Origin of the sequence: Mesorhizobium sp. M0862 (genome assembly GCF_040319795.1) — a bacterium.
Taxonomy (GTDB): Bacteria; Pseudomonadota; Alphaproteobacteria; order Rhizobiales; family Rhizobiaceae; genus Mesorhizobium.
Genome location: NZ_JAMYOJ010000003.1, coordinates 398,961 through 419,084, shown reverse-complemented (window position 1 = coordinate 419,084; position 20,124 = coordinate 398,961). Strand labels below are relative to the sequence as shown.

17 protein-coding genes are annotated in these 20,124 nt (G+C 62.8%); 11 read left to right on the top strand and 6 right to left on the bottom strand.

Features of this window, described 5'->3' with window-relative positions; all coding sequences use genetic code 11:
• Together NKI15_RS07090 and NKI15_RS07085 are read right to left on the bottom strand one after the other, a co-directional pair.
• The coding region (locus tag NKI15_RS07090; protein WP_352885940.1) for a helix-turn-helix domain-containing protein at positions 1 to 296 on the bottom strand (296 nt) is incomplete at its 3' end.
• 94 nt (positions 297 to 390) lie between these two features.
• A complete protein-coding gene (locus tag NKI15_RS07085; RefSeq protein WP_352514506.1) occupies positions 391 to 849 on the bottom strand; it encodes an SRPBCC family protein in 459 nt (152 codons plus the stop codon).
• Between the two features lie 143 nt (positions 850 to 992).
• Between NKI15_RS07085 and NKI15_RS07080 the strand changes: the two genes are divergently transcribed.
• From NKI15_RS07080 to NKI15_RS07070, 3 genes are all read left to right on the top strand, one after another.
• The gene (locus NKI15_RS07080) at positions 993 to 2,798 is read left to right on the top strand and encodes an IlvD/Edd family dehydratase (protein ID WP_023806313.1); all 1,806 of its coding nucleotides are present in this window, start codon (positions 993 to 995) and stop codon (positions 2,796 to 2,798) included.
• Between the two features lie 330 nt (positions 2,799 to 3,128).
• Positions 3,129 to 4,610, top strand: coding sequence for a flavin monoamine oxidase family protein (locus NKI15_RS07075; RefSeq protein ID WP_352514507.1), 1,482 nt, complete (start codon positions 3,129 to 3,131; stop codon positions 4,608 to 4,610).
• Positions 4,611 to 4,654: 44 nt separating this feature from the next.
• Positions 4,655 to 5,083: a hypothetical protein gene (locus NKI15_RS07070; RefSeq protein ID WP_023738152.1), complete on the top strand. Its 429-nt coding sequence runs from the start codon at positions 4,655 to 4,657 to the stop codon at positions 5,081 to 5,083.
• A 17-nt stretch (positions 5,084 to 5,100) separates the two neighbouring features.
• On the opposite strand, the gene NKI15_RS07065 is transcribed toward NKI15_RS07070, so the two are convergent.
• Both NKI15_RS07065 and pdxR read right to left on the bottom strand, forming a co-directional pair.
• Complete coding sequence (locus NKI15_RS07065) at positions 5,101 to 6,705, bottom strand: trimethylamine methyltransferase family protein (protein ID WP_023738153.1); 1,605 nt, start codon at positions 6,703 to 6,705, stop codon at positions 5,101 to 5,103.
• A gap of 206 nt (positions 6,706 to 6,911) precedes the next feature.
• Positions 6,912 to 8,405 carry a MocR-like pyridoxine biosynthesis transcription factor PdxR gene (gene pdxR / locus NKI15_RS07060; protein ID WP_023669484.1) on the bottom strand — a complete coding sequence of 498 codons (1,494 nt, stop codon included), beginning with the start codon at positions 8,403 to 8,405 and terminating at the stop codon, positions 6,912 to 6,914.
• A 427-nt stretch (positions 8,406 to 8,832) separates the two neighbouring features.
• Here pdxR and pgi point away from each other — a divergent pair, with 427 nt between their 5' ends.
• From pgi to NKI15_RS07045, 3 genes are all read left to right on the top strand, one after another.
• Positions 8,833 to 10,476 carry a glucose-6-phosphate isomerase gene (gene pgi / locus NKI15_RS07055; RefSeq protein WP_023688784.1) on the top strand — a complete coding sequence of 548 codons (1,644 nt, stop codon included), beginning with the start codon at positions 8,833 to 8,835 and terminating at the stop codon, positions 10,474 to 10,476.
• Entirely contained in the window at positions 10,473 to 11,204 is a 732-nt protein-coding gene (locus tag NKI15_RS07050) for an HAD family hydrolase (protein ID WP_023688783.1), read from the top strand. Before pgi ends, NKI15_RS07050 begins: the two co-directional genes overlap by 4 nt.
• Positions 11,205 to 11,273: 69 nt before the next feature.
• The gene (locus NKI15_RS07045) at positions 11,274 to 11,495 is read left to right on the top strand and encodes a hypothetical protein (protein ID WP_155922478.1); all 222 of its coding nucleotides are present in this window, start codon (positions 11,274 to 11,276) and stop codon (positions 11,493 to 11,495) included.
• An 84-nt stretch (positions 11,496 to 11,579) separates the two neighbouring features.
• Here NKI15_RS07045 and NKI15_RS07040 read toward each other — a convergent pair whose 3' ends face one another.
• Together NKI15_RS07040 and NKI15_RS07035 are read right to left on the bottom strand one after the other, a co-directional pair.
• On the bottom strand, positions 11,580 to 12,287 hold the full coding sequence (locus NKI15_RS07040) for a class I SAM-dependent methyltransferase (RefSeq protein ID WP_027049319.1): 708 nt from the start codon (positions 12,285 to 12,287) through the stop codon (positions 11,580 to 11,582).
• A 28-nt stretch (positions 12,288 to 12,315) separates the two neighbouring features.
• Positions 12,316 to 14,307, bottom strand: a complete 1,992-nt coding sequence (locus tag NKI15_RS07035) for a long-chain fatty acid--CoA ligase (protein ID WP_352885938.1) — start codon at positions 14,305 to 14,307, stop codon at positions 12,316 to 12,318.
• A gap of 475 nt (positions 14,308 to 14,782) precedes the next feature.
• Between NKI15_RS07035 and NKI15_RS07030 the strand changes: the two genes are divergently transcribed.
• Genes NKI15_RS07030 through NKI15_RS07010 form a run of 5 tightly spaced genes read left to right on the top strand, consistent with a single transcriptional unit; the run spans position 14,783 to position 20,022 of the window.
• Positions 14,783 to 16,381, top strand: a complete 1,599-nt coding sequence (locus NKI15_RS07030) for an ABC transporter substrate-binding protein (protein WP_023669491.1) — start codon at positions 14,783 to 14,785, stop codon at positions 16,379 to 16,381.
• Positions 16,382 to 16,428: 47 nt separating this feature from the next.
• Positions 16,429 to 17,436, top strand: coding sequence for an ABC transporter permease subunit (locus NKI15_RS07025; RefSeq protein ID WP_023692619.1), 1,008 nt, complete (start codon positions 16,429 to 16,431; stop codon positions 17,434 to 17,436).
• Positions 17,437 to 17,462: 26 nt separating this feature from the next.
• Positions 17,463 to 18,347: an ABC transporter permease subunit gene (locus NKI15_RS07020; protein WP_050485757.1), complete on the top strand. Its 885-nt coding sequence runs from the start codon at positions 17,463 to 17,465 to the stop codon at positions 18,345 to 18,347.
• On the top strand, positions 18,347 to 19,192 hold the full coding sequence (locus NKI15_RS07015) for an ABC transporter ATP-binding protein (protein ID WP_023682051.1): 846 nt from the start codon (positions 18,347 to 18,349) through the stop codon (positions 19,190 to 19,192). Before NKI15_RS07020 ends, NKI15_RS07015 begins: the two co-directional genes overlap by 1 nt.
• Positions 19,192 to 20,022, top strand: a complete 831-nt coding sequence (locus NKI15_RS07010; RefSeq protein ID WP_023682050.1) for a dipeptide ABC transporter ATP-binding protein — start codon at positions 19,192 to 19,194, stop codon at positions 20,020 to 20,022. The genes NKI15_RS07015 and NKI15_RS07010 overlap by 1 nt, the downstream gene beginning before the upstream one ends.
• Positions 20,023 to 20,124: the final 102 nt, after the last annotated feature.

Sequence of the window (20,124 nt, the reverse complement as noted above, 5' to 3'; positions counted from 1 at the left end):
GTGCGCCTGAGCCGTGCCACGATCTTCTTTGGACCCCAAAGCGGATGCAGCTCCTTGGCCGCCACAATCCGCTCAACCAGATCCTGAGCTGTCGCCCGGCCATGATTGAGCGGGGCTCGCGGCAGGTCGTGCAAACCCTCAGGCCCAAACGTCCGATAGCGTCCTAGCCATTTGTAGCCGTTCTTGCGTGAGATCCCGTAGGCCGCACAAAGCGCAACCATCGTCTCATCCCCAGAAAGACACTCCACAACAAACCGTAGCCGCTCGTCCATGATGCCAGTCTCTCGCCAAACCATCGCCGGTCCTCCGGCGGACAAGAAAACTGTCACCCATGCTATCGGTCCATTCTGTTACCTATCTATCCGGTTCGGACAACGAGGCACCCTCCCCTCAAGGGGGAGGGGAGCCCACCTTCTCGCCAAAGCTTGAAAAAAACTGCCCGGCCAGCTTCTTCGAAGTCGATTCGATCAGCCGGCTGCCGAGTTGGGCGATCTTGCCGCCGACTTCGGCTTTGGCAAAGTATTTGAGGACCGTCGCATCCGGCCCGTCCGCCGTCAGCGTCACGTCGGCGCCACCCTTGGCGAAGCCGGCAATACCGCCCTTGCCCTCGCCCTGGATGGTGTAGGAGTGCGGCGGCTTCAGGTTCTTCAACGTCACCTCGCCGTTGAATGTCGCCTTGATCGGTCCGATCTTCAACACCACCGTCGCCGCCATTTCGGTCGGCGATTTCATCTCCAGGTGCTGGCAGCCGGGAATGGTCGCCTGCAAAACCTTCGGATCGTTCAGCGCGTCCCACACTTTCTGCAGGGGGGCGGCAATGCGTTCCTCGCCTTCGATCACCAAAGCCATCGACACCTCCCGGACAGACTTCGAAGGCCTAACGCACGGTCTGGTCTGTGTCTATCGCACCAAAGTCCGGTTGCGACGGTGCGCCCTCTTGCCTGCTTCCGCGCGTTGCCATATCGATTTGTCTTACAAATACGGAGACCATGATGGCAGGCGCCCCCACCGGAAAGAAGAAGTTTCGCTCGCAGGAGTGGTTCGACAATCCCGACAATCCAGGCATGACCGCGCTCTACCTCGAGCGCTACCTGAACTACGGCCTGACGCGGGCCGAGCTGATGTCGGGCAAGCCGCTGATCGGCATCGCCCAGACCGGCTCGGATCTGTCGCCATGCAACCGCCATCATATCGAACTCGCCAAGCGCGTGCGCGAAGGCATCGTCTCGATGGGCGGCATCCCCTTCGAATTCCCGTGCCATCCGATCCAGGAGACCGGCAAGCGCCCGACCGCGGCACTGGACCGCAACCTTGCCTATCTCGGCCTGGTCGAAGTGCTTTACGGCTATCCGCTCGACGGCGTCGTGCTGACCATCGGCTGCGACAAAACCACGCCGGCGCTGCTGATGGCGGCGGCCACCGTCAATATTCCGGCCATAGCACTTTCGGTCGGACCGATGCTCAATGGCTGGCACAAAGGCAAGCGCACGGGATCCGGCACCATCGTCTGGGAATCGCGCCAGCGGCTCTCCGCCGGCGAGATTGACTATGACGAGTTCATGGACATCGTCGCCTCATCGGCGCCGTCGACCGGCTATTGCAACACCATGGGCACCGCCACCACGATGAACTCGCTGGCAGAGGCGCTCGGCATGCAATTGCCGGGTTCGGCCGCCATTCCCGCACCCTACCGCGAGCGCGGCCAGATCTCCTATGAGACCGGCAAGCGCATCGTCGAGATGGTGCATGAGGATCTGAAGCCGTCCGACATCATGACGCGCAAGGCCTTCGAGAACGCCATTGTCGTCAATTCGGCGATTGGCGGCTCGACCAATGCCCCGATCCACCTCAACGCGATTGCCCGTCATCTCGGCGTGCCGCTCACCAATGACGACTGGCAGACGGTCGGCCTCCATGTGCCGCTCATCGTCAATCTGCAGCCATCGGGCGAATATCTCGGCGAAGACTATCACCATGCCGGCGGCGTGCCGGCTGTGGTGGCCGAGTTGATGAAGGCCAAGCTGCTGCCTTATCCCGAAGCGATGACCGTCAATGGCAAGACTATCGGTGACAATTGCAAGGGTGTCGCCAACGAGAACACCGACGTCATCCGCACCGTCGCCGAGCCGCTGAAGGCCAATGCCGGCTTCATCAATCTCAGCGGCAATCTGTTCGATTCCGCAATCATGAAGATGAGCGGCATCTCGCCGGAATTCCGCGAGCGCTATCTCTCCAACCCGAACGACCCGGAAGCCTTCGAAGGCAACGCCATGGTCTTTGACGGTCCGGAGGACTACCACGCCCGCATCGACGATCCGGCGCAAGGCATCGACGAGCACACCATCCTGTTCATGCGCGGGGCCGGCCCGATCGGCTATCCCGGCGGCGCCGAGGTGGTCAACATGCAGCCGCCCGCCTATCTCATCAAGAAGGGCATTCACGCGCTGGCCTGCATCGGCGATGGCCGCCAGTCGGGCACATCGGGCTCGCCCTCTATCCTCAACGCTTCGCCGGAAGCCGCCATTGGCGGCGGCCTGGCGCTGCTCAAGACCGGCGACCGTGTGCGCATCGATTTACGGAAAGGCACTGCCAACATCCTCGTCACCGACGAGGAAATCACGCGCCGCCGTGCCGAACTGCAGGTCGATGGCGGCTATCATTATCCCAAGCATCAGACGCCATGGCAGGAGATCCAGCGCTCCATGGTCGACCAGTTCTCGGAGGGCATGGTGCTGAAGCCGGCGGTGAAATACCAGGACGTCGCCCATACCAGCGGCGTGCCGAGGGACAACCACTGAGCACCCGCTTGATATGAAAATGCCGGCCTGATCGGGCCGGCATGAAAGCCTTGGCGTAAGCTTGTTTGGATGGCGGCCTCAGGGTGGAGGCGGGCCGGACGAAGCGGCGATGGCTGTGATGCCGGAGAGTCGTCCTGCCTTGCGGATGACTGGTGTGTGATACTGTTTCTTCATAGGACCCGTTGCCCGTTTAGATCACTGCTCGCACGCCAACTGATCCCACCTGTCAGTATGACATTGCAGTCCTCGTCAGTTTCGGGTTTTTTGACACGAAATCAAGGGGGTCCAGAGAGTCGTCCATGATGATGGTTTTCCGCCACGGGCGTATCCTTGCCGCCTAGCCCGATCGACATTGCCCCGGTCGACATTGCTATTGTCGGCGCGGGCATGGCCGGTCTCTTCCTGGCGTGGCGCTTGTCCCAAAGTGAAAAGCCCGCAAGGATCGCTGTTTTCGAATCCGCCGGTCGCGTCGGCGGTCGGGCCTCCACGGTCTCATTTCCCGGAGAGCCGAACTTCGGCATCGATCTCGGCGCGATGATGCTGATGCCGCAACATCGGCTACTCAAAAAACTCATGGCGACGCTGGATGTAAAGCTGTCGGGTATGGACGTCGTCACCGGCGCCAACCGGCTCCATCTGCGCGGTAGGAGCCTGCCCTACGCCGCTATATCGCGCTTTGCGCCGCGCCGCCTGTTTGCCTATGACGTGACGCGTCGGCTGCAGGAAAAAGGCCCGTCCCGCCTGCTGCGAAAGGCGGCAGCACTGATCCTGCCGGGTTCGGAGGCCTTCGGCAGCGCCGAATGGAACGGCGCCGCAGGCTTCGTTTATCGCGGCCGCAAGCTGGCGGATTGGGCGACTTGGGATGTGCTGGCGACGGTCTTGACCCCGGAGGAAATGGCTTTTGCCGAGGACGCGGTGGGCTATTCGTTGCTCCTGCGTGGACCCAACGCCGCCGAGACGTTCAGGCTTGCGCTCGGCGAGCTGAGCGGCGGCCGCTCCTATTGTTCCCCCGATGGCGGGTTCCAGCCGGTTGCGGAGCGAATGGCCGGGCGGATCGCTGTCAGCGGCGGCGCCGTCCATCTCGATCACACCGTGACCGCCATCGCCCGCTCGGCGCAAGGGATGGTCTTGTCTGTCGAGGGGCAGGGCGGGACGGTCGAGGCGCGCAAGGTCGTGCTGGCGTTACCGGTCCGCCCCCTGCGGACCCTGCTGGAAAAGTCCGGCATCGAGCAGCCCAGCGATCTGCCGGCACCGGAACCCTGGCCGATGCTCACGCTGGCCGCCTGCTATGCCAGCCCGTGGTGGGCTCGAAACGGCATCGCGGCCGGCCACAGCGTGACCGATCTGCCGGCTCGCCAGATATGGCAGTTCACAAAAGCGGACGCTCGCGACGCGACGATTCGTCGGAGCGTCGCCATGGCCTATTGCGATGGCAGGCACATGGTATTCTGGCGCTCACTGCTGCCTGAGCTCGCTCGGCGCCACGGTTTTGCGGTTTTGGCCGAGGGACATTCCGCGCTGGAGGCCTTTCACGGCCAGATGGTCGAAGTCCATGGCAAACACGGCGCCATCTCGAAACCCATCGGCGGGTTTGCGCAGGATTGGGGTGCGCCGGCCTATGGCGGCGCGTCGCATGTCTGGGACCGTGGCATAGATATCTCCGGTATAAAACCGGCGAGCCATACGCTCGCTCCGGGCATTCATGTCTGTGGCGAAGCGTGGTCCAACAATCACGGCTGGATCGAGGGCGCGCTGGAAAGTGCGGAAGACCTGTTGCAGCGGGAATTCGGGCTCGACGCCTGGTTTGCCTGAGACTCCGGAAAGGCGATGAAAAGCGATCCTACGTTCCCATATGAATGGTCGGCTATCGGACGGAAAGTATCAACGTGACTAAACGGCGCTCTTCCCTCGGTTTCCTCGGCATGTTCGGCCGCTCGGGTGACTTGCGGGAACTGGACAACGCGCTGCGCGGCGCCGACCTTCACCCGGCACTGGTGCCAGAGGGAGTAAAGCTCACCATCGTCAATCTGATGAAGGATCACTGGCCGGACGAGCCCCCGCCAGAGGCTTATCGGTCCGTGGCGCAGCTGTTTGGTTATTGCATCGCAGGCCCACAAACCTTTGAGCAGGCCAATGGGCCGGAGCGGCGGCTGGACGCTGAGCGCCGCATCGAGGCAGCGCTTGAAACCGGCGACAGCCTGGATGCCCAGATCGTGCTGATGGCGCTGCATGGCAAGCTGATCAGCGCCGAAGTCGTCGAGCGCTTTGGGCTAAGTGCGGACTGACCTTCGTAAGGTGAAGCTTACCCGCCCATGCCGCTGCGTGGCAGCTTGATCATCTCGCCGAAGCGGGCACGCAATTTGTCGTCGAGCAGCTTCGGCACATGGCGCGGGAAGCGCTCGGCAAGCACGCGCTTCTTTTCGATGATCGCCCGCTGCAAGATGTCGGGCCGGCCCTTCTCGTTCCATTCCTTGGGCGAAAAGCGGTCGCCGACGGCCGGATAAAAATACTCGGTCTGCATCAGGCGCAGCGTCTGCTCGTTGCCGAGATAGTGGCCTGGGCCATTCATGCAGACTTCGGTGATGGTGTCGATCGACAGCGCTTCGTCGGTCACTTCGATGCCCCGCACGCAGCGCAGGCAGTGGCCCAGCATGTCATTGTCTATGATCAGGCTCTCCAGGCAAAAGCCGAGCAGCGAGGCGTGCATGCCCGCCGATTCATAGACCAGATTGAGGCCGGCAAGACCGGCCATCACATCGGTGATGCCCTTTTCATAGCCGGACTGGATGTCGGGCAGTTTCGAATCCGTCATGCCGGCGGCCGAACCGCCCGGCAGATCGTAGAACTGCGCCATCTGCGCACAGGCCGAAGTCAACACTGCCTGCTCGGCCGAGCCGCCCGACATGGCGCCGGTCCTGAGGTCGGAGACGAACGGCCAGGTGCCGAAGATCGCCGGATGCCCGGGCTTGATGGCGTTGACGTAGATGAGGCCGACCAGCACTTCGGCCACCGCTTGCACCACAGCGCCGGCAATTGCCGCCGGTGCGGTGGCGCCGGCTTGGCCGGCCGATAGAAGCAGGATCGGAATGCCGCCTTCGACGCAGGCTTCGAGCACGCCGCAGGCGTCCTCGGCAAACTTCATCGGCGGCACGACGAAGCAATTGGAGTTCGACACGAACGGCCGGGCGCGAAAGTTCTCCTCGCTGCCGGCGATCGCATAAAGCATTTCCAGCGCCGGCTGCACGTTCTCGCGCACCGTGAACGAGGTGCCGACATGCTTCGACGTCCCCATCACGCAAGCGTAGAGCGTGTTGAAGTCCATTTCGAGCGGATCGGGAATGTCGCGCGGCACCATCGGTCGCTGGAAGAAATGGATGTTGTCGAGCCCTTCGACGAGGCGGGCGGCATCATAAATGTCCTGCACCAGCGACTCGCGGTATTCGCGCTTTTCGACATCGACCAGATGCACCGCCGCACCCGCCGTGCCGTAATGCACGCGCTTGCCCTGGATCAGCATGTCATGCCTGGGGTCCTGGCCGTGCAGCGTAAAATTCCTCGCGGCTCGTCTGATCGTGTCCATCACAAGCCCACGTGGGAAACGGACGCGGCCGTCATCGCCATAGACGGCGCCGACCCCGGTCAGAGCCTCGATGCAGGAGGGAATGGCATTGGCGAAGCCGACGGTCTCCAGTAGCGTCAGCACCGCTTCATGGATGCGTTCCTGGTCGTTCTGGTTGAGCGGCCCGTAGCTGCCGCCTTCGAGGCCGGCGCGCACCGGCCGGATATCGTCGGCAAGCGGTGCGGCCCGCATGGCGCGGCGCGCTTCGCGCCCGCCGGATCGGCGCGAACGCTGGTCGGCTGATGCATCTTTAGGAGCCGCATCCTGCTTCTCAACAGCCACTGACATGGGGGCACTCCACCTTTAGTTTGCGAAACACGACGCGATGATTGGTCCACCGTCGGCTTGCTTCGTCCCTCTGTCAGCCGACTATGCCGTTGCCATTGGCCCAGCCTATGGGCCAGTCAACGCAGCCGAGTATGCCAGAGAGCTAATGCAGAATGTTGGTGATCATGCCAAGGGCCGGGGCTGTTCAAAGCTCCGGCACAGGCAAATCAGGCTGCCGCGGGCCTGCGTCCGGCTGCGGTCGCGAGCTCGCGAATACCCGGCTCGATGTGCTGCAATGCGATCGAGGAAATGCCCAAGCGCATGAAACGCGACGGCTTTTCGGTGCGATCGAAGAAACGATCGCCGGGCTCGATTATGACGCTGCGCGACGCCGCGGCCTCGGCCAGTCCACGTGAATCGGTGCCGCGCGGGCCTTCCAGCCAGAGCGATGTGCCGCCGGCGGAATCGGTCGAGCGCCATTCCGGCAGGAATGCGGAAATCGCATGGACCAGACGCTTGCGCCGCTCGTCGAAGGCCGACGACAGCCGCCGCACCAGGGCTTCGTGATGGCCGAGCGACAGGAACAGCGCAACCGCGCGCTGGTTGTTGGCCGGCGGGTGCCTGAGCATGAAGCGGCGCAGCGCCCTGAGCTCGGAGATTAGTCCAGCCGAAGCGACGATGTAGCCAAGCCGTAGGCCCGGAGCCAGCGTCTTCGACATCGAGCCGACATAGACGACGCGACCCGAGCGATCGAGGCTCTTCAGCGCCTGCTGCGGCGCCTCGTCGAGAAGCTGGCTGTCATAGCCGTCCTCGATGATGATCTGGTTGTGGCGGTTGGCGCGCGCCAGAAGGTCCTGCCGCCGCTCCGCCGACAGCGGCACCATGGTCGGGCAGTGGTGGCTGGGGGTGACGAAGACAAAGCCGGAATCGTTGGGAATGGACGAGGTGACGATGCCGGACTGATCGACCGGAACCGGCTGGATTTCGGCGCCTGCCAAGCGGAAGATCGAGCGCGCGTCGGGGTATCCCGGGTCTTCCATCGCGACCTTGGAGCCCTTTGTCATCAGCAGTGTCGCCAGCATATAGAGCGCGTTCTGGGCGCCCAGCGTGACGATGATCTCGTCCGGATTGGCGAAGATGCCGCGCCGCGGCAACAGCCGCGCCTGGATCTGCTCGATCAAGAGCGGATCGTCACGATCGACCATGTCGGAGGCCCAGTTGCGGATTTCGAGCACGGCCAGCGCCATGCGGTTGCACTCACGCCATTCGGCTGTCGGGAACAGCGCCGGGTCGAACTGGCCGTAGACGAAGGGGTAGGAGGACTTGATCCAGTTGTCGTGCTTGGCCGGTGGCGGCATGTCGCTGGCGGCGATCTGCCGGCGTGCCTTCCAGTCGATCTCGTTCTGCTGGTCGGGCGCCTTCTGGTGCGGCTTGGCGGGGGTGGCCAGCACATCCGGATTGACGAAATGGCCGCGCCGTTCGCGCGCCACCAGGAAACCTTGGTCGACCAATTGCTGGAACGCCAGCACCACAGTGCCGCGCGCGACGCCGAGTTTTTCAGCCAGGATGCGGCAGGACGGAAGCGGCATCGAAGCGGCGATCTGCCGGTCGAGAATGGCGGCGACGATCGCCTGACGGATCTGCGCCTGCAGGGTCTGGCCCGATTCCGCCGAAATCCGGAACAGGCCGGACCATATGGCCGTGTCGTTACGCTGTGGCATGGAAGGTGTTCCTCGATGGCCAGTCTTTTTTGCTTGGCTGGACCAGCGGAAGGTAACCGTGGCACAAGGGGTTGCGCCAATCAATTTTTCTGATCGCTGGGATTTATGCCAGTGATCTATGCGCGACGCGCAGCGTCGTCTCATCCCCGGGTGACGCTTGCGTCATCCCGCAGCGCGGACGCCCGCGCGATGCGAAGCGTCGTCGCGCCTCATTATCCCCAGCGCGACGCGCAGCGTCGTCGCTACTCCCATCAAATCATCCAGCGCGGCGCGCAGCGTCATAGCTCCATCACATCGCACTATGCTGCACTGCGTCATCCCCACGCATTGAAACATGCGGAATTCGGCTCAATAAGATCAGCGCGACGACACGCGCCGGAAACATCCGGTCTGATAAGATGTCGTGAAAAACGATCAGGAGCCGAAAGTGGATCATTCCTCCTTCGACAAACAGCTTGTCGCCTTGCGTGCTGCGCGCGCGGCGGCATCGGGTACGATGCGCGAGGCTTTTGCCGCCGACCCCAAGCGCTTCGAGACGTTCTCGGCCAGCGACGGCGACCTTTTGCTCGACTGGTCGAAATGCGCGGTCGACCAGGGCACGATGGAACTGCTCGAGAAGCTCGCCGCCGCCGCCGATCTCGAAGGTCGCCGCGCCGCAATGTTTTCCGGCAAGAAAATCAACATCACCGAAGACCGCGCCGTGCTGCACACGGCGCTGCGCAACCTCTCGGGCAAGGGCGTCACCGTCGATGGCCAGGACGTCAAGGCGGATGTGCTGTCCGTGCTCGACGCCATGGGCGCTTTCGCCGACGCCATTCGCTCCGGCAAGGCCGCCGGCGCCACCGGCAAGAAAATCACCGACATTGTCAACATCGGCATTGGCGGCTCCGATCTCGGCCCGGCCATGGCGACGCTGGCGCTGGCGCCCTATCACGACGGCCCGCGCGCGCACTACGTCTCCAACATCGACGGCGCCCATATCCACGACACGCTGAAGGGCCTGTCGGCCGAAACCACCCTGTTCATCATCGCCTCGAAGACCTTCACCACGGTCGAGACGATGACCAATGCCGAGACGGCGCGCGAATGGGTGCAGAAGGCGCTCGGCAAGGAAGCTGTCGGCAAGCATTTCGCCGCCGTCTCGACCGCGCTCGACCTGGTTTCCAAGTTCGGCATCGAAGCGGATCGCGTGTTCGGCTTCTGGGACTGGGTCGGCGGCCGCTATTCGCTGTGGGGCGCCATCGGCCTGCCGGTGATGATCGCCATCGGCCCGCGCAACTTCCGCGCCTTCCTCGATGGCGCGCATGAGATGGACGAGCACTTCCGCACCGCACCCCTGCAGAAGAACCTGCCGGCGCTGCTGGGGCTGGTCGGCTGGTGGCATCGCGTGATCTGCGGTTATCCGGCGCGTGCGGTCATCCCTTATGACCAGCGCCTTTCCAGGCTGCCGGCCTATCTGCAGCAGCTCGACATGGAATCGAACGGCAAGGGCGTCACCCTCGACGGCACGCCGGTGACGACGCCGACCGGACCGCTGGTCTGGGGCGAGCCCGGCACCAATGGCCAGCACGCCTTCTTCCAGCTGCTGCACCAGGGCACCGATTCCATCCCGGTCGAGTTCCTTGCCGCTGCCGTCGGCCATGAGCCGGATCTGAAGCACCAGCACGATCTACTGCTTGCCAATTGCCTGGCCCAATCGGAAGCGTTGATGAAGGGCCGCACGCTGGACGAGGCTCGCGCGCAGATGCTGGCCAAGGGCATGAAGCCGGCCGATGTCGACAGAATAGCCCCGCACCGCGTCTTCTCCGGCAACCGCCCCTCGGTGACGATCCTCTACCGCAAGCTCGACCCGCGCACCTTCGGCCGGCTGATCGCGCTTTACGAGCACCGCGTCTTCGTCGAAGGCACTCTGTTCAACATCAATTCCTTCGACCAATGGGGCGTCGAGCTCGGCAAGGAGCTGGCGACCGGCCTGTTGCCAGTCGTGGAAGGCAAGGAGAGCGCCGCCAAGCGCGACGCATCGACGGCCGGGCTGGTGGCGCGCATCCAGCAACTGCGGGGGGCGCAATGAAAAATCCGGCCGACATCAAGGGCATATTGTTCGACAAGGACGGCACGCTTGTCGATTTCAACGCGACCTGGCTCGGCATCGCCGATTTCATGGCCATGGATGCTGCCGAGGGCGATCGCTGGAAAGCCGACAGGCTGCTTTCAGCGGCGGGCTTCGATTTTGTCGCCAAGCGTTTCAAGCCGGATTCCATCTTCGCCTCGGGCACCAACATGGATGTCGTCGAACTATGGTTCCCGCGCCTGTCCGACGAGGACCAGATGCTGGCCGTCGCCCGTTTCAACGAGATCACCTCGGTGCAAGGCTCATCGATGGCGGTGGCCTTGCCCGGCATCGTCGCGGCGCTGACGGCTCTGCACAAGCGATCCTACCGGCTCGGCGTCGCCACCAATGATTCGACTGCCGGTGCCGAAAAGACCATGGTCACGCTCGGCGTCGCGCAGCTGTTCACCGCCGCCTATGGCTATGACGCGGTCGCCAATCCGAAACCGGCGCCGGACACGATCGTCGCCTTTTGCGACCTGACCGGGTTGAAGGCGTCCGAGATCGCCATGGTCGGCGACAACCGCCACGACCTGGAGATGGCGCGTGCCGGCGGCTGCGGCCTGGCGGTCGGCGTGCTCTCCGGCACCGGCACGCGGGAATCGCTGGCGTCGATCGCCGATGTCGTTCTGGATTCGGTTGCCGACTTGCCGGACTTTCTGTCGGCGCGGGTCAAGGAGACGGTCTGACGGGGGCCTGGGGCAAACTCAATTCGGCTCGGGATTTCCCCGCCAATGGCCGAGTTGGGGGAAGCAGCCATGAAACTATGGAGCTTCTGGTTTGTTTTCGGACATAGTGGGCTACTCATCAGCAGAGCAAACGTACCCGCATCTGCCGCACCTGATCTTGGCGCTTGCGTTATCGATGTCTTCGCCAGGCTGAAGCTCGAAGCCGCGATTTTCGCACTTTGGGCAAACTATGAAGCCGATACGTTGAACAACTTTAATCCACGCCATTCGACTTCTCCTATCAACGGCTAATCCAATCTATTTTCTGCCCCTTGAGGTTTGTCCACAATGAGTAGAATCCGGCCATTCAGAGCGACTGGGCTTTGCCGCGTCGCGCTAGCAATCTTCCGGCTCGAACCAAAACACACCGCTCGGCTTGGTCAAATCACCCTTTGCGTCGCCGAAATCCGGCACCTGATATTCGGCGAGCAATCGTAGCCGCGACAGCGGCAGATCGGCGCGGCGGGGATCGCCGACCAGCACCTCGATGCCGGCTGCCAGGCAGCGGTCGAGGAACGGGATCACCCGCAGAGCAACCTCGCGGCCGTAGAACACGTCGCCGGCAAGCACGAGATCGACCGCTGGCGGCGGGCCCGTGGTGATATCCTGGTCGACAATGGTGATCTCGACGCCGTTGGCCAACGCGTTGAGGCCGATCGCGGCGACGCCGTTGCGATCGCTCTCGGCGGCGATCACCGCGCTGGCGCCGGCCTTGGCGGCGGCGATGCCGACGAGGCCCGAGCCGGCGCCGAGGTCGAGCACGCGGTGACCGGCCACGATTTGCGGATGGTCGAGTATATAGCGCGCCAGCACGGCGCCGCCGGCCCAGGCATAGGCCCAGTAGGGCGGCTGCGGCTCAGCTTCGTGCTCCTCGGTCTGGCTGCCGTCTTCCGGTCCATGAGCTCGCCACTCGACAAGCCGCCTCAGGCCGCTGCCGGAATGAGCCGTATAGAGCTGGATTTCAGGGAGCGCGGGAACGGGCGCAAGCCGCAGGTTCGCCTTGATGAACACTACTGCATCGGGACGCCGACTATCGTCCGCCATCCCGCCGTCGCCAGGCTCGCCGTTCAAATTATTCCCGCAGCGCCCGGCGCAAAATCTTGCCCACCGGCGTCTTCGGCAGCTCGGTCCTGAACTCGATGTATTTCGGCCGCTTGTAGCCGGTCAGGTTCTCGCGACAATACGCAGTGATTGCCTCAACGGTCAGCGCCGGATCCTTCTTGACGATGAACAGCTTCGGCACTTCGCCCGAATGCTCGTCCGGCACGCCGACCGCCGCCACTTCGAGCACGCCCGGATGCTGGGCGACGACTTCCTCGAGTTCGTTGGGGTAGACGTTGAAGCCGGAGACCAGGATCATGTCCTTCTTGCGGTCGACGATCTTGGTGTAGCCGCGCTCGTCCATGAAGCCCATGTCGCCGGATTTGAAAAACCCGTCCTTGGTCATCACCTTGGCGGTCTCGTCCGGCCGGTTCCAGTAACCGGCCATGACCTGCGGCCCGCGAATGCAGATCTCGCCGACCTCGCCGAGCGGCAGGTTGTTGCCGTCATCGTCGCGGATGACGATCTCGGTCGACGGCAGCGGCAGGCCGATCGTGCCGGTGAAATTGCTGTCGCTGAACTTGTTGGCGGTCGCCACCGGCGAGGTCTCCGACAGCCCGTAGCCCTCGGTGATCGAATTGCCGGTCAGCGCCTTCCAGCGCTCGGCAACCCCCTTCTGCACCGCCATGCCACCACCCAGCGTCATGATCAGCGGCTTGAAGTCGAGCTTGCGGAAATCCTCGTTGTTGAGCAGCGCGTTGAACAGCGTGTTGAGGCCGGGGAAAATGTGCATCGGGTATTTCTGCAGCTCCTTGACGAAGCCGGGAATGTCGCGCGGGTTGGGAACGAGCACGTTCTGGGCGCCCTGCTGCATGCCCATCAGCGCGTTCACCGTCAGCGCGAAGATATGGTAGAGCGGCAGTGCGCAAATGAAATTGAGATGCGCCGGTTTCGGCTTGATCGCATAGGCGTCCTGCAGCCACAGCGTGTTCTGCGCGACATTGGACAGCACATTGGAGTGCAGCAGCACAGCACCTTTGGAAATCCCCGTGGTGCCGCCTGTATATTGCAGGAAGGCGACGTCGCTGGCTTCCATCTTGGCCGGCTTGAAGGCGATGCCGGCGCCGGCCTTCACCGCCGCATTGAACTTGACATGGTCGGGCAGCGACCAGGCCGGCACCATCTTTTTCACCCGGCGCACGACCAGGTTGACGATCGTGCCCTTGAGGCCGCCGAGCATGTCGCCCATCGCCGCGACCACCACATGCTTGACCGCCGTCCTGGCAATCACCGCGTCCAGGGTGCTGGCGAAATTCTCCAGAATGACGATCGCCTGCGCGCCGGAATCCTTGAGCTGATGTTCGAGCTCGCGCGGCGTGTAGAGCGGATTGATGTTCACCACGACATAGCCGGCGCGAAGCACGGCCATCATCGCCACCGGATATTGCAGCACATTCGGCATCATCAGCGCCACGCGTGCGCCCTTCTGCAGGCCCTTCAATTGCAAATAGGCGCCGAAGGCGGCCGATTGCCGCTCGAGTTCGGCATAGGAGATCGACTTGCCCATGCAGACGTATGCCGGCTGGCCGGAAAACTGCTTGCAGGCGCCGACGAGGAAGTCGCCGATCGAACTGTAGGGCAGGGCGCCGATCTCCGCCGGCACGACTTTCGAATAGCTTTTTAGCCATGGCTTTTCCGGCAAGCCCGCGGCAAGCGCCGTCAGCGTATTCGGCAGTTTTTTGGCCACGCCCGTCGACGGCTTCGAGGCGGGCTTCGCCGCGGCTGTCTTGGCGGCTGGCGGCTGGGCGGGCTTTGCAGCGGGTGCTGTCTTCGCAGCGCGGTTGACCGCAGGTTTCGCTGCCGGCTTGGCGCTTGCCTTCGCCGGCGTCGAGGTTGCCGTTGGCTTGACGGCGGGAGTGGCTTTGGCCGGTGGCGCTTTCGACTTGGCGGCAGCGGCGGCCGGTTCTGAAGCTTTCGCCGCTTTTGCTTTCGCCGGGGCCGTTGACTTTGTTGCTTTCGCCACCTCTAGCCTCCCTAAGTCGTTCTGTTGCCTGCTCCATGCTGCGCCGCCTCGATGTGGTGAGGCGTCCTCCGCTGCAGCGATGTCGCGGATCCCGGAAAATCCAGCGTGTCATCTATCTATTGCGACTATCGGCGGCCGTGCAAGTCTTGCCCCAGCGGCAGGACGGCAAAGATTTGCCGTCGAAATCCTTCCCGCGACGCCGGCTCGGCAATGCCGTCCTGTCATCTCGGTGGCGAAACCCAGGCTTGTGGATTTTTGGCTTACGATTGCTGCGATCAATGAAAAAATGCGGTCGTTAACAATCCCGTGATTAGCAGATTTTGCTATTTGTTTCTGCAGTTCGTCAAAGACCGAGAAATATTTTCTGCTTACGGTGGGGTAGGCAAACAGGGTGTTCCAAAGCCGGAAAAACGGTGCTTATATGCGCGCTTCGCGAGCCTATAGAGGGGCTTGGAAGAACATCAGGGAGTGCTCAATGAAAAAGAAACTGACTTTTGCAGCCGCGTTGCTGGCTGCAAGCGTCCTCGGCGGTGTGGCCAATGCCAAGACGCTGGTCTATTGCTCGGAGGCCTCGCCGGCCAACTTCGACCCGGGTACCACGACGGGCGGCAACGACTTCGACGCCTCGTCGCGCACCGTCTATTCGCGCCTGGTCGAGTTCAAGCATGGCGGCACCGAAGTTGTGCCCGGTCTCGCCGACAAATGGGAGATTTCGGACGACGGTCTGGTCTATACTTTCCACCTGCATCCGGGCGTGAAGTTCCAGACGACGGATTTCTTCAAGCCGACGCGTGATTTCAATGCCGACGACGTCGTCTTTTCGTTCGATCGCCAGTTCAACAAGGAAAACCCCTGGAACGGCGAGAAGTACCTGCCGAACCTGACCTGGGACTACTACACCGGCATGGACATGCCGAAATACGTCGCCAAGTGGGAAAAGGTCGATGACCTGACCGTGAAGCTGACGCTGACCGAGCCGAACGCGCCGATGCTGGCCAATCTCGGCATGGACTTCGCCTCGATCGTGTCGAAGGAATATGCCGACCAGCTGGAAAAAGACGGCAAGATGGCCGACTTCTCGACCAAGCCGGTCGGTACAGGTCCGTTCCAGTTCGTCGACTACCAGCTGGATTCGGTCATCCGCTATGCGGCCAACCCGGACTACTTTAAGGGCAAGGAAAAGATCGACGATCTCGTCTTCGCGATCACGCCTGACGCCACCGCCCGCATCCAGAAGGTGCTCGCCGGCGAATGCGATATCGCGCCCTATCCGAATCCTGCCGACATCGGCACGATCAAGGCCAACGCCGACGTGACCCTGATGGATCAGGCTGGCCTCAACATCGGCTATATGAGCTACAACACCACCATCCCGCCGCTCGACAAGCCTGAAGTGCGCCATGCGCTCAACCAGGCGATCGATCGGGAATCGCTCATCAAGTCGCTGTTCCAGGACGCCGGCGCCACGCCGGCCGTAAACCTGATCCCGCCGACCATGTGGTCGTGGAACAAGGACGTGAAGTCCGACGCCTATGATCCGGAAGCAGCCAAGAAGGTGCTGGCCGATGCCGGATTGAAGGAGATCCAGCTTTGGGCCTCCGACCGCGTCCGTCCCTACAACCCGAACTTCCAGCGCGCCGCGGAACTGATCCAGGCTGACTGGGCCAAGGTCGGCGTCAAGGCGGAGATCGTCAGCTACGAGTGGACGAAGTACCGCGAAGAAGGCAAGAAGAAGGAGCGCCCGGGCGCCTTCCAGATCGGCTGGACCGGTGACAATGGCGATCCGGACAATTTCTTCGCCACGCTGTTCGCCTGCTCGGCCATCGGCGTGTCGAACTACTCCAGCTGGTGCGACAAGGACTTCGAGGATCTGATCCAGAAGGCCAAGAAGACCAGCGACCAGGCCGAACGCACCAAGCTCTATGAAGAGGCGCAGGTTGTCTTCCAGAAGCAGGCTCCGGCCTTCCTCATGGCACACAGCCAAGTCTACGCAGTCGTGCGCAAGAATGTCAGCGGCTTCATGATGGACCCGCTCGGCATTCATCGCTTCGACGGCGTCGACAAGGCCGAATAGAACTGTTAGGCGGGCGGCGCGCAATCAGGCGCCGCCCGCTTTTCAAGATGCTCCGATATCTCCTAAACAAAATCGTCTTGGTGCTGCCGACGCTGATCGGCATCACCATCTGCGCCTTCGCTTTCGTCAGGCTGCTGCCCGGCGATCCCATTCTTGCCATGGCCGGCGAGCATGGCGTGTCGCCCGAGCGTTACGCGGAACTGAAGGAACAGTTCGGCTACAATTTGCCGATCTGGCAGCAATACGCGCATTATGTCCGCGATGCCGCGACCGGCAATTTCGGCGTGTCGATTTCGTCCAAGCGGCCGGTCATCGAAGATTTCATGACGCTCTTCCCGGCAACCGTCGAGCTCTCAGTCTTCGCCATGATCTTCGCCATGGTGCTGGCCATCCCGGCCGGCATCATTGCTGCGGTCAAACGCGGCTCCTGGTTCGACCAGGGGCTGATGGGCACCGCCCTTGTCGGCTATTCCATGCCGATTTTCTGGTGGGGTCTGCTGCTGATCATCTTTTTCTCCGGCTATCTCGGCTGGACCCCGGTTTCAGGACGCATCGGCCTTCAGTTCTTTATCAAGCCGATCACCGGCTTCCTGACCCTCGACAGCCTGCTCTACGGCAAATGGGATGCTTTCCGCTCGGCATTGAGCCACCTGGTGCTGCCGACAATTGTGCTCGGCACCATCCCGCTGGCGGTGATCGCGCGCCAGACGCGCTCGGCCATGCTCGAAGTGCTGGGCGAAGACTATGTGCGGACCGCCCGCGCCAAGGGCCTGTCGTCGTCCCGCGTCATCGGCGTGCATGCGCTGCGCAATGCGCTGATCCCGGTGGTCACCACCATCGGCCTGCAGGTCAGTACCCTGCTCGCCGGCGCCATTCTCACAGAAACCATCTTCGCCTGGCCGGGCATCGGCAAGTGGATGGTCGAATCCATATCCAAGCGCGACTATGTCGTCGTGCAGTCAGGCTTGCTGCTGATCGCCCTTATCGTCATGGCGGTGAACCTGATCGTCGACGTGCTTTATGCCGTCATCAACCCGCGCATCAGGGCGGCGTGATGAGCCAGTCGACCGAAATCGCCCCGATGGCCGCCGGCAACCCTGACCGACTGACCGGCTTCAGGACTTTCTGGCACTATTTCTCGGTAAACCGCGGCGCCGTCATCGGCCTGTTCGTCTTCATCCTTTTGGTGCTGGCCGCGCTCTTTGCACCGCTGCTCGCGCCCTATGCGCCCGACATCCAGGACAAGACCGCTTTCTTGCGTCCGCCGGCCTGGCAGGCAGGCGGCAGCATGGAATATCTGCTTGGCACCGACGCGGTCGGCCGCGACATGCTCTCGCGCCTGCTCTATGGCGCGCGTTTCTCGCTGCTCATCGGCGCCGTCGTGGTCACGCTGGCGCTTGTCGGCGGCATCACGCTCGGCCTTTTGGCTGGCTATTTCCGGGGCTGGGTCGACGTGGCGATCATGCGGGTCATGGATCTGATCCTGTCCTTCCCGTCGCTGCTCTTGGCGCTGGTTCTGGTCACCATCCTCGGCCCCGGCCTGTTCAACGCCATGCTGGCCATCGCGCTTGTCCTGCAACCCCACTTTGCCCGTCTGGTGCGCGCTGCCGTCATGGCCGAAAAGAGCCGCGAATATGTGGTCGCCGCCAAGGTCGCCGGCGCCGGCCATATAAGGCTTATGCTGCGCACCATCCTGCCCAACTGCCTGGCGCCGCTGATCGTGCAGGGCACGCTGTCCTTCTCCAACGCCATCCTGGAGGCGGCCGCTCTCGGCTTTCTCGGCCTTGGCGCCCAGCCGCCGACACCGGAATGGGGAACCATGCTCGCCTCGGCGCGTGAATTCATCCTGCGCGCCTGGTGGGTGGTGACCTTCCCCGGTCTGGCCATCCTCATCACCGTGCTTGCCATCAACCTGATCGGCGACGGTCTGCGCGATGCGCTCGATCCGAAGCTGAGGAGGTCGTAATGGCGCTGCTCGACATCCGCAATCTCGTCGTTGAGTTCCAGACCGCATCCGGCCCGTTCCGCGCGGTCGATGGCGTCTCGCTCCATGTGAACGAACGTGAAGTGCTGGCCATCGTCGGCGAATCCGGCTCCGGCAAGTCGGTGTCGATGTTGGCTGTGATGGGGCTGTTGCCGTGGACGGCGACGGTCACTGCCGACGAGATGAGCTTCAACGGCCGCGATCTCCTGAAGATGAGCCCGGCCGACCGGCGCAAGATCGTCGGCAAGGACATGTCGATGATCTTCCAGGAGCCGATGGCCAGTCTCAATCCGTGCTTCACCGTCGGCTTTCAGATCGAGGAGGTGCTGCGCTTCCATATGGGCATGGACAAGGCCCAGCGTCGCGAGCGCGCCATCGAATTGCTGACGCAGGTCGGCATTGCCGAGCCGGCCGAACGGCTGAACTCGTTTCCGCACCAGATGTCGGGCGGCCAGTGCCAGCGCGTGATGATCGCCATCGCCATCGCCTGCAATCCGAAGCTTCTGATCGCCGACGAGCCGACCACCGCGCTCGACGTCACCATCCAGAAGCAGATCCTCGACCTGCTCGTGTCGCTGCAGGTCAAATACGGCATGGGCCTGATCATGATTACCCACAATATGGGCGTCGTGGCCGAGACGGCCGACCGCGTCATCGTCCAGTACAAGGGGCGCAAGATGGAAGAGGCCGACGTGCTGTCGCTGTTTGAATCGCCGAAGAGCAATTACACCCGCGCGCTGTTGTCGGCGCTGCCGGAAAATGCCGTCGGCGACCGGCTGCCGACCGTCTCGGACATGCTGTTCGAACCGGCTGCCGGGGGCGTCTGATGAGCATCAAGGTCGTCGAAGGCAAGGACATCGTGCGCGACTATCACGTCGGCGGCGGCCTGTTTCGCGGCGCGCGCACCGTGCATGCGGTCAAGGGCGTCTCGTTCAGCGTCGACAAGGGCAAGACGCTGGCCATCGTCGGTGAATCGGGCTGCGGCAAGTCAACGCTGGCGCGCATCATCACGCTGATCGATCCGGCAACGTCGGGCGAACTGTTCATCGACGGCAACAAGGTCGACATCGCAAGGAACGGCCTGACCAGGGAGATGCGCCGCAAGGTGCAGATCGTCTTCCAGAACCCTTACGGATCGCTCAATCCGCGCCAAAAGATCGGAGATGTGCTGGGCGAGCCGCTGCTCATCAACACCGACAAGCCGGCCGAAGAGCGGCGCGACCTCGCCATGAGGATGCTGAAGAAAGTCGGCCTCGGAACCGAGCACTACAATCGCTATCCTCACATGTTCTCGGGCGGCCAGCGCCAGCGCATCGCCATTGCCCGCGCGCTGATGCTGAACCCGAGCCTGCTGGTGCTTGACGAACCGGTCTCCGCGCTCGATCTTTCGGTGCAGGCGCAGGTGCTCAACCTGCTCGCCGATCTGCAGGACGAATTCCAGCTGACCTATGTCTTCATCAGCCACGATCTGTCGGTCGTGCGCTACATCGCCGACGATGTGATGGTGATGTATTTCGGCGAAGCCGTCGAATACGGCTCGCGCGAGGAGGTCTTCGCCGACCCCAAGCACAACTACACCAGGACGCTGTTCGCCGCGACGCCGCGCGCCGACGTCGCCTCGATCAAGGCGCGGCTGGCGAAGAAGAAGGCCGCCTGACCTCCCACCGAGAATTGTTTTTGAACAATCGGAAATGCGTCGCGGCGGTGGTTTGCCGGCAGGATTGATCGCGATCTGCGAGCTGCCGGGCGCAAGCCGCGT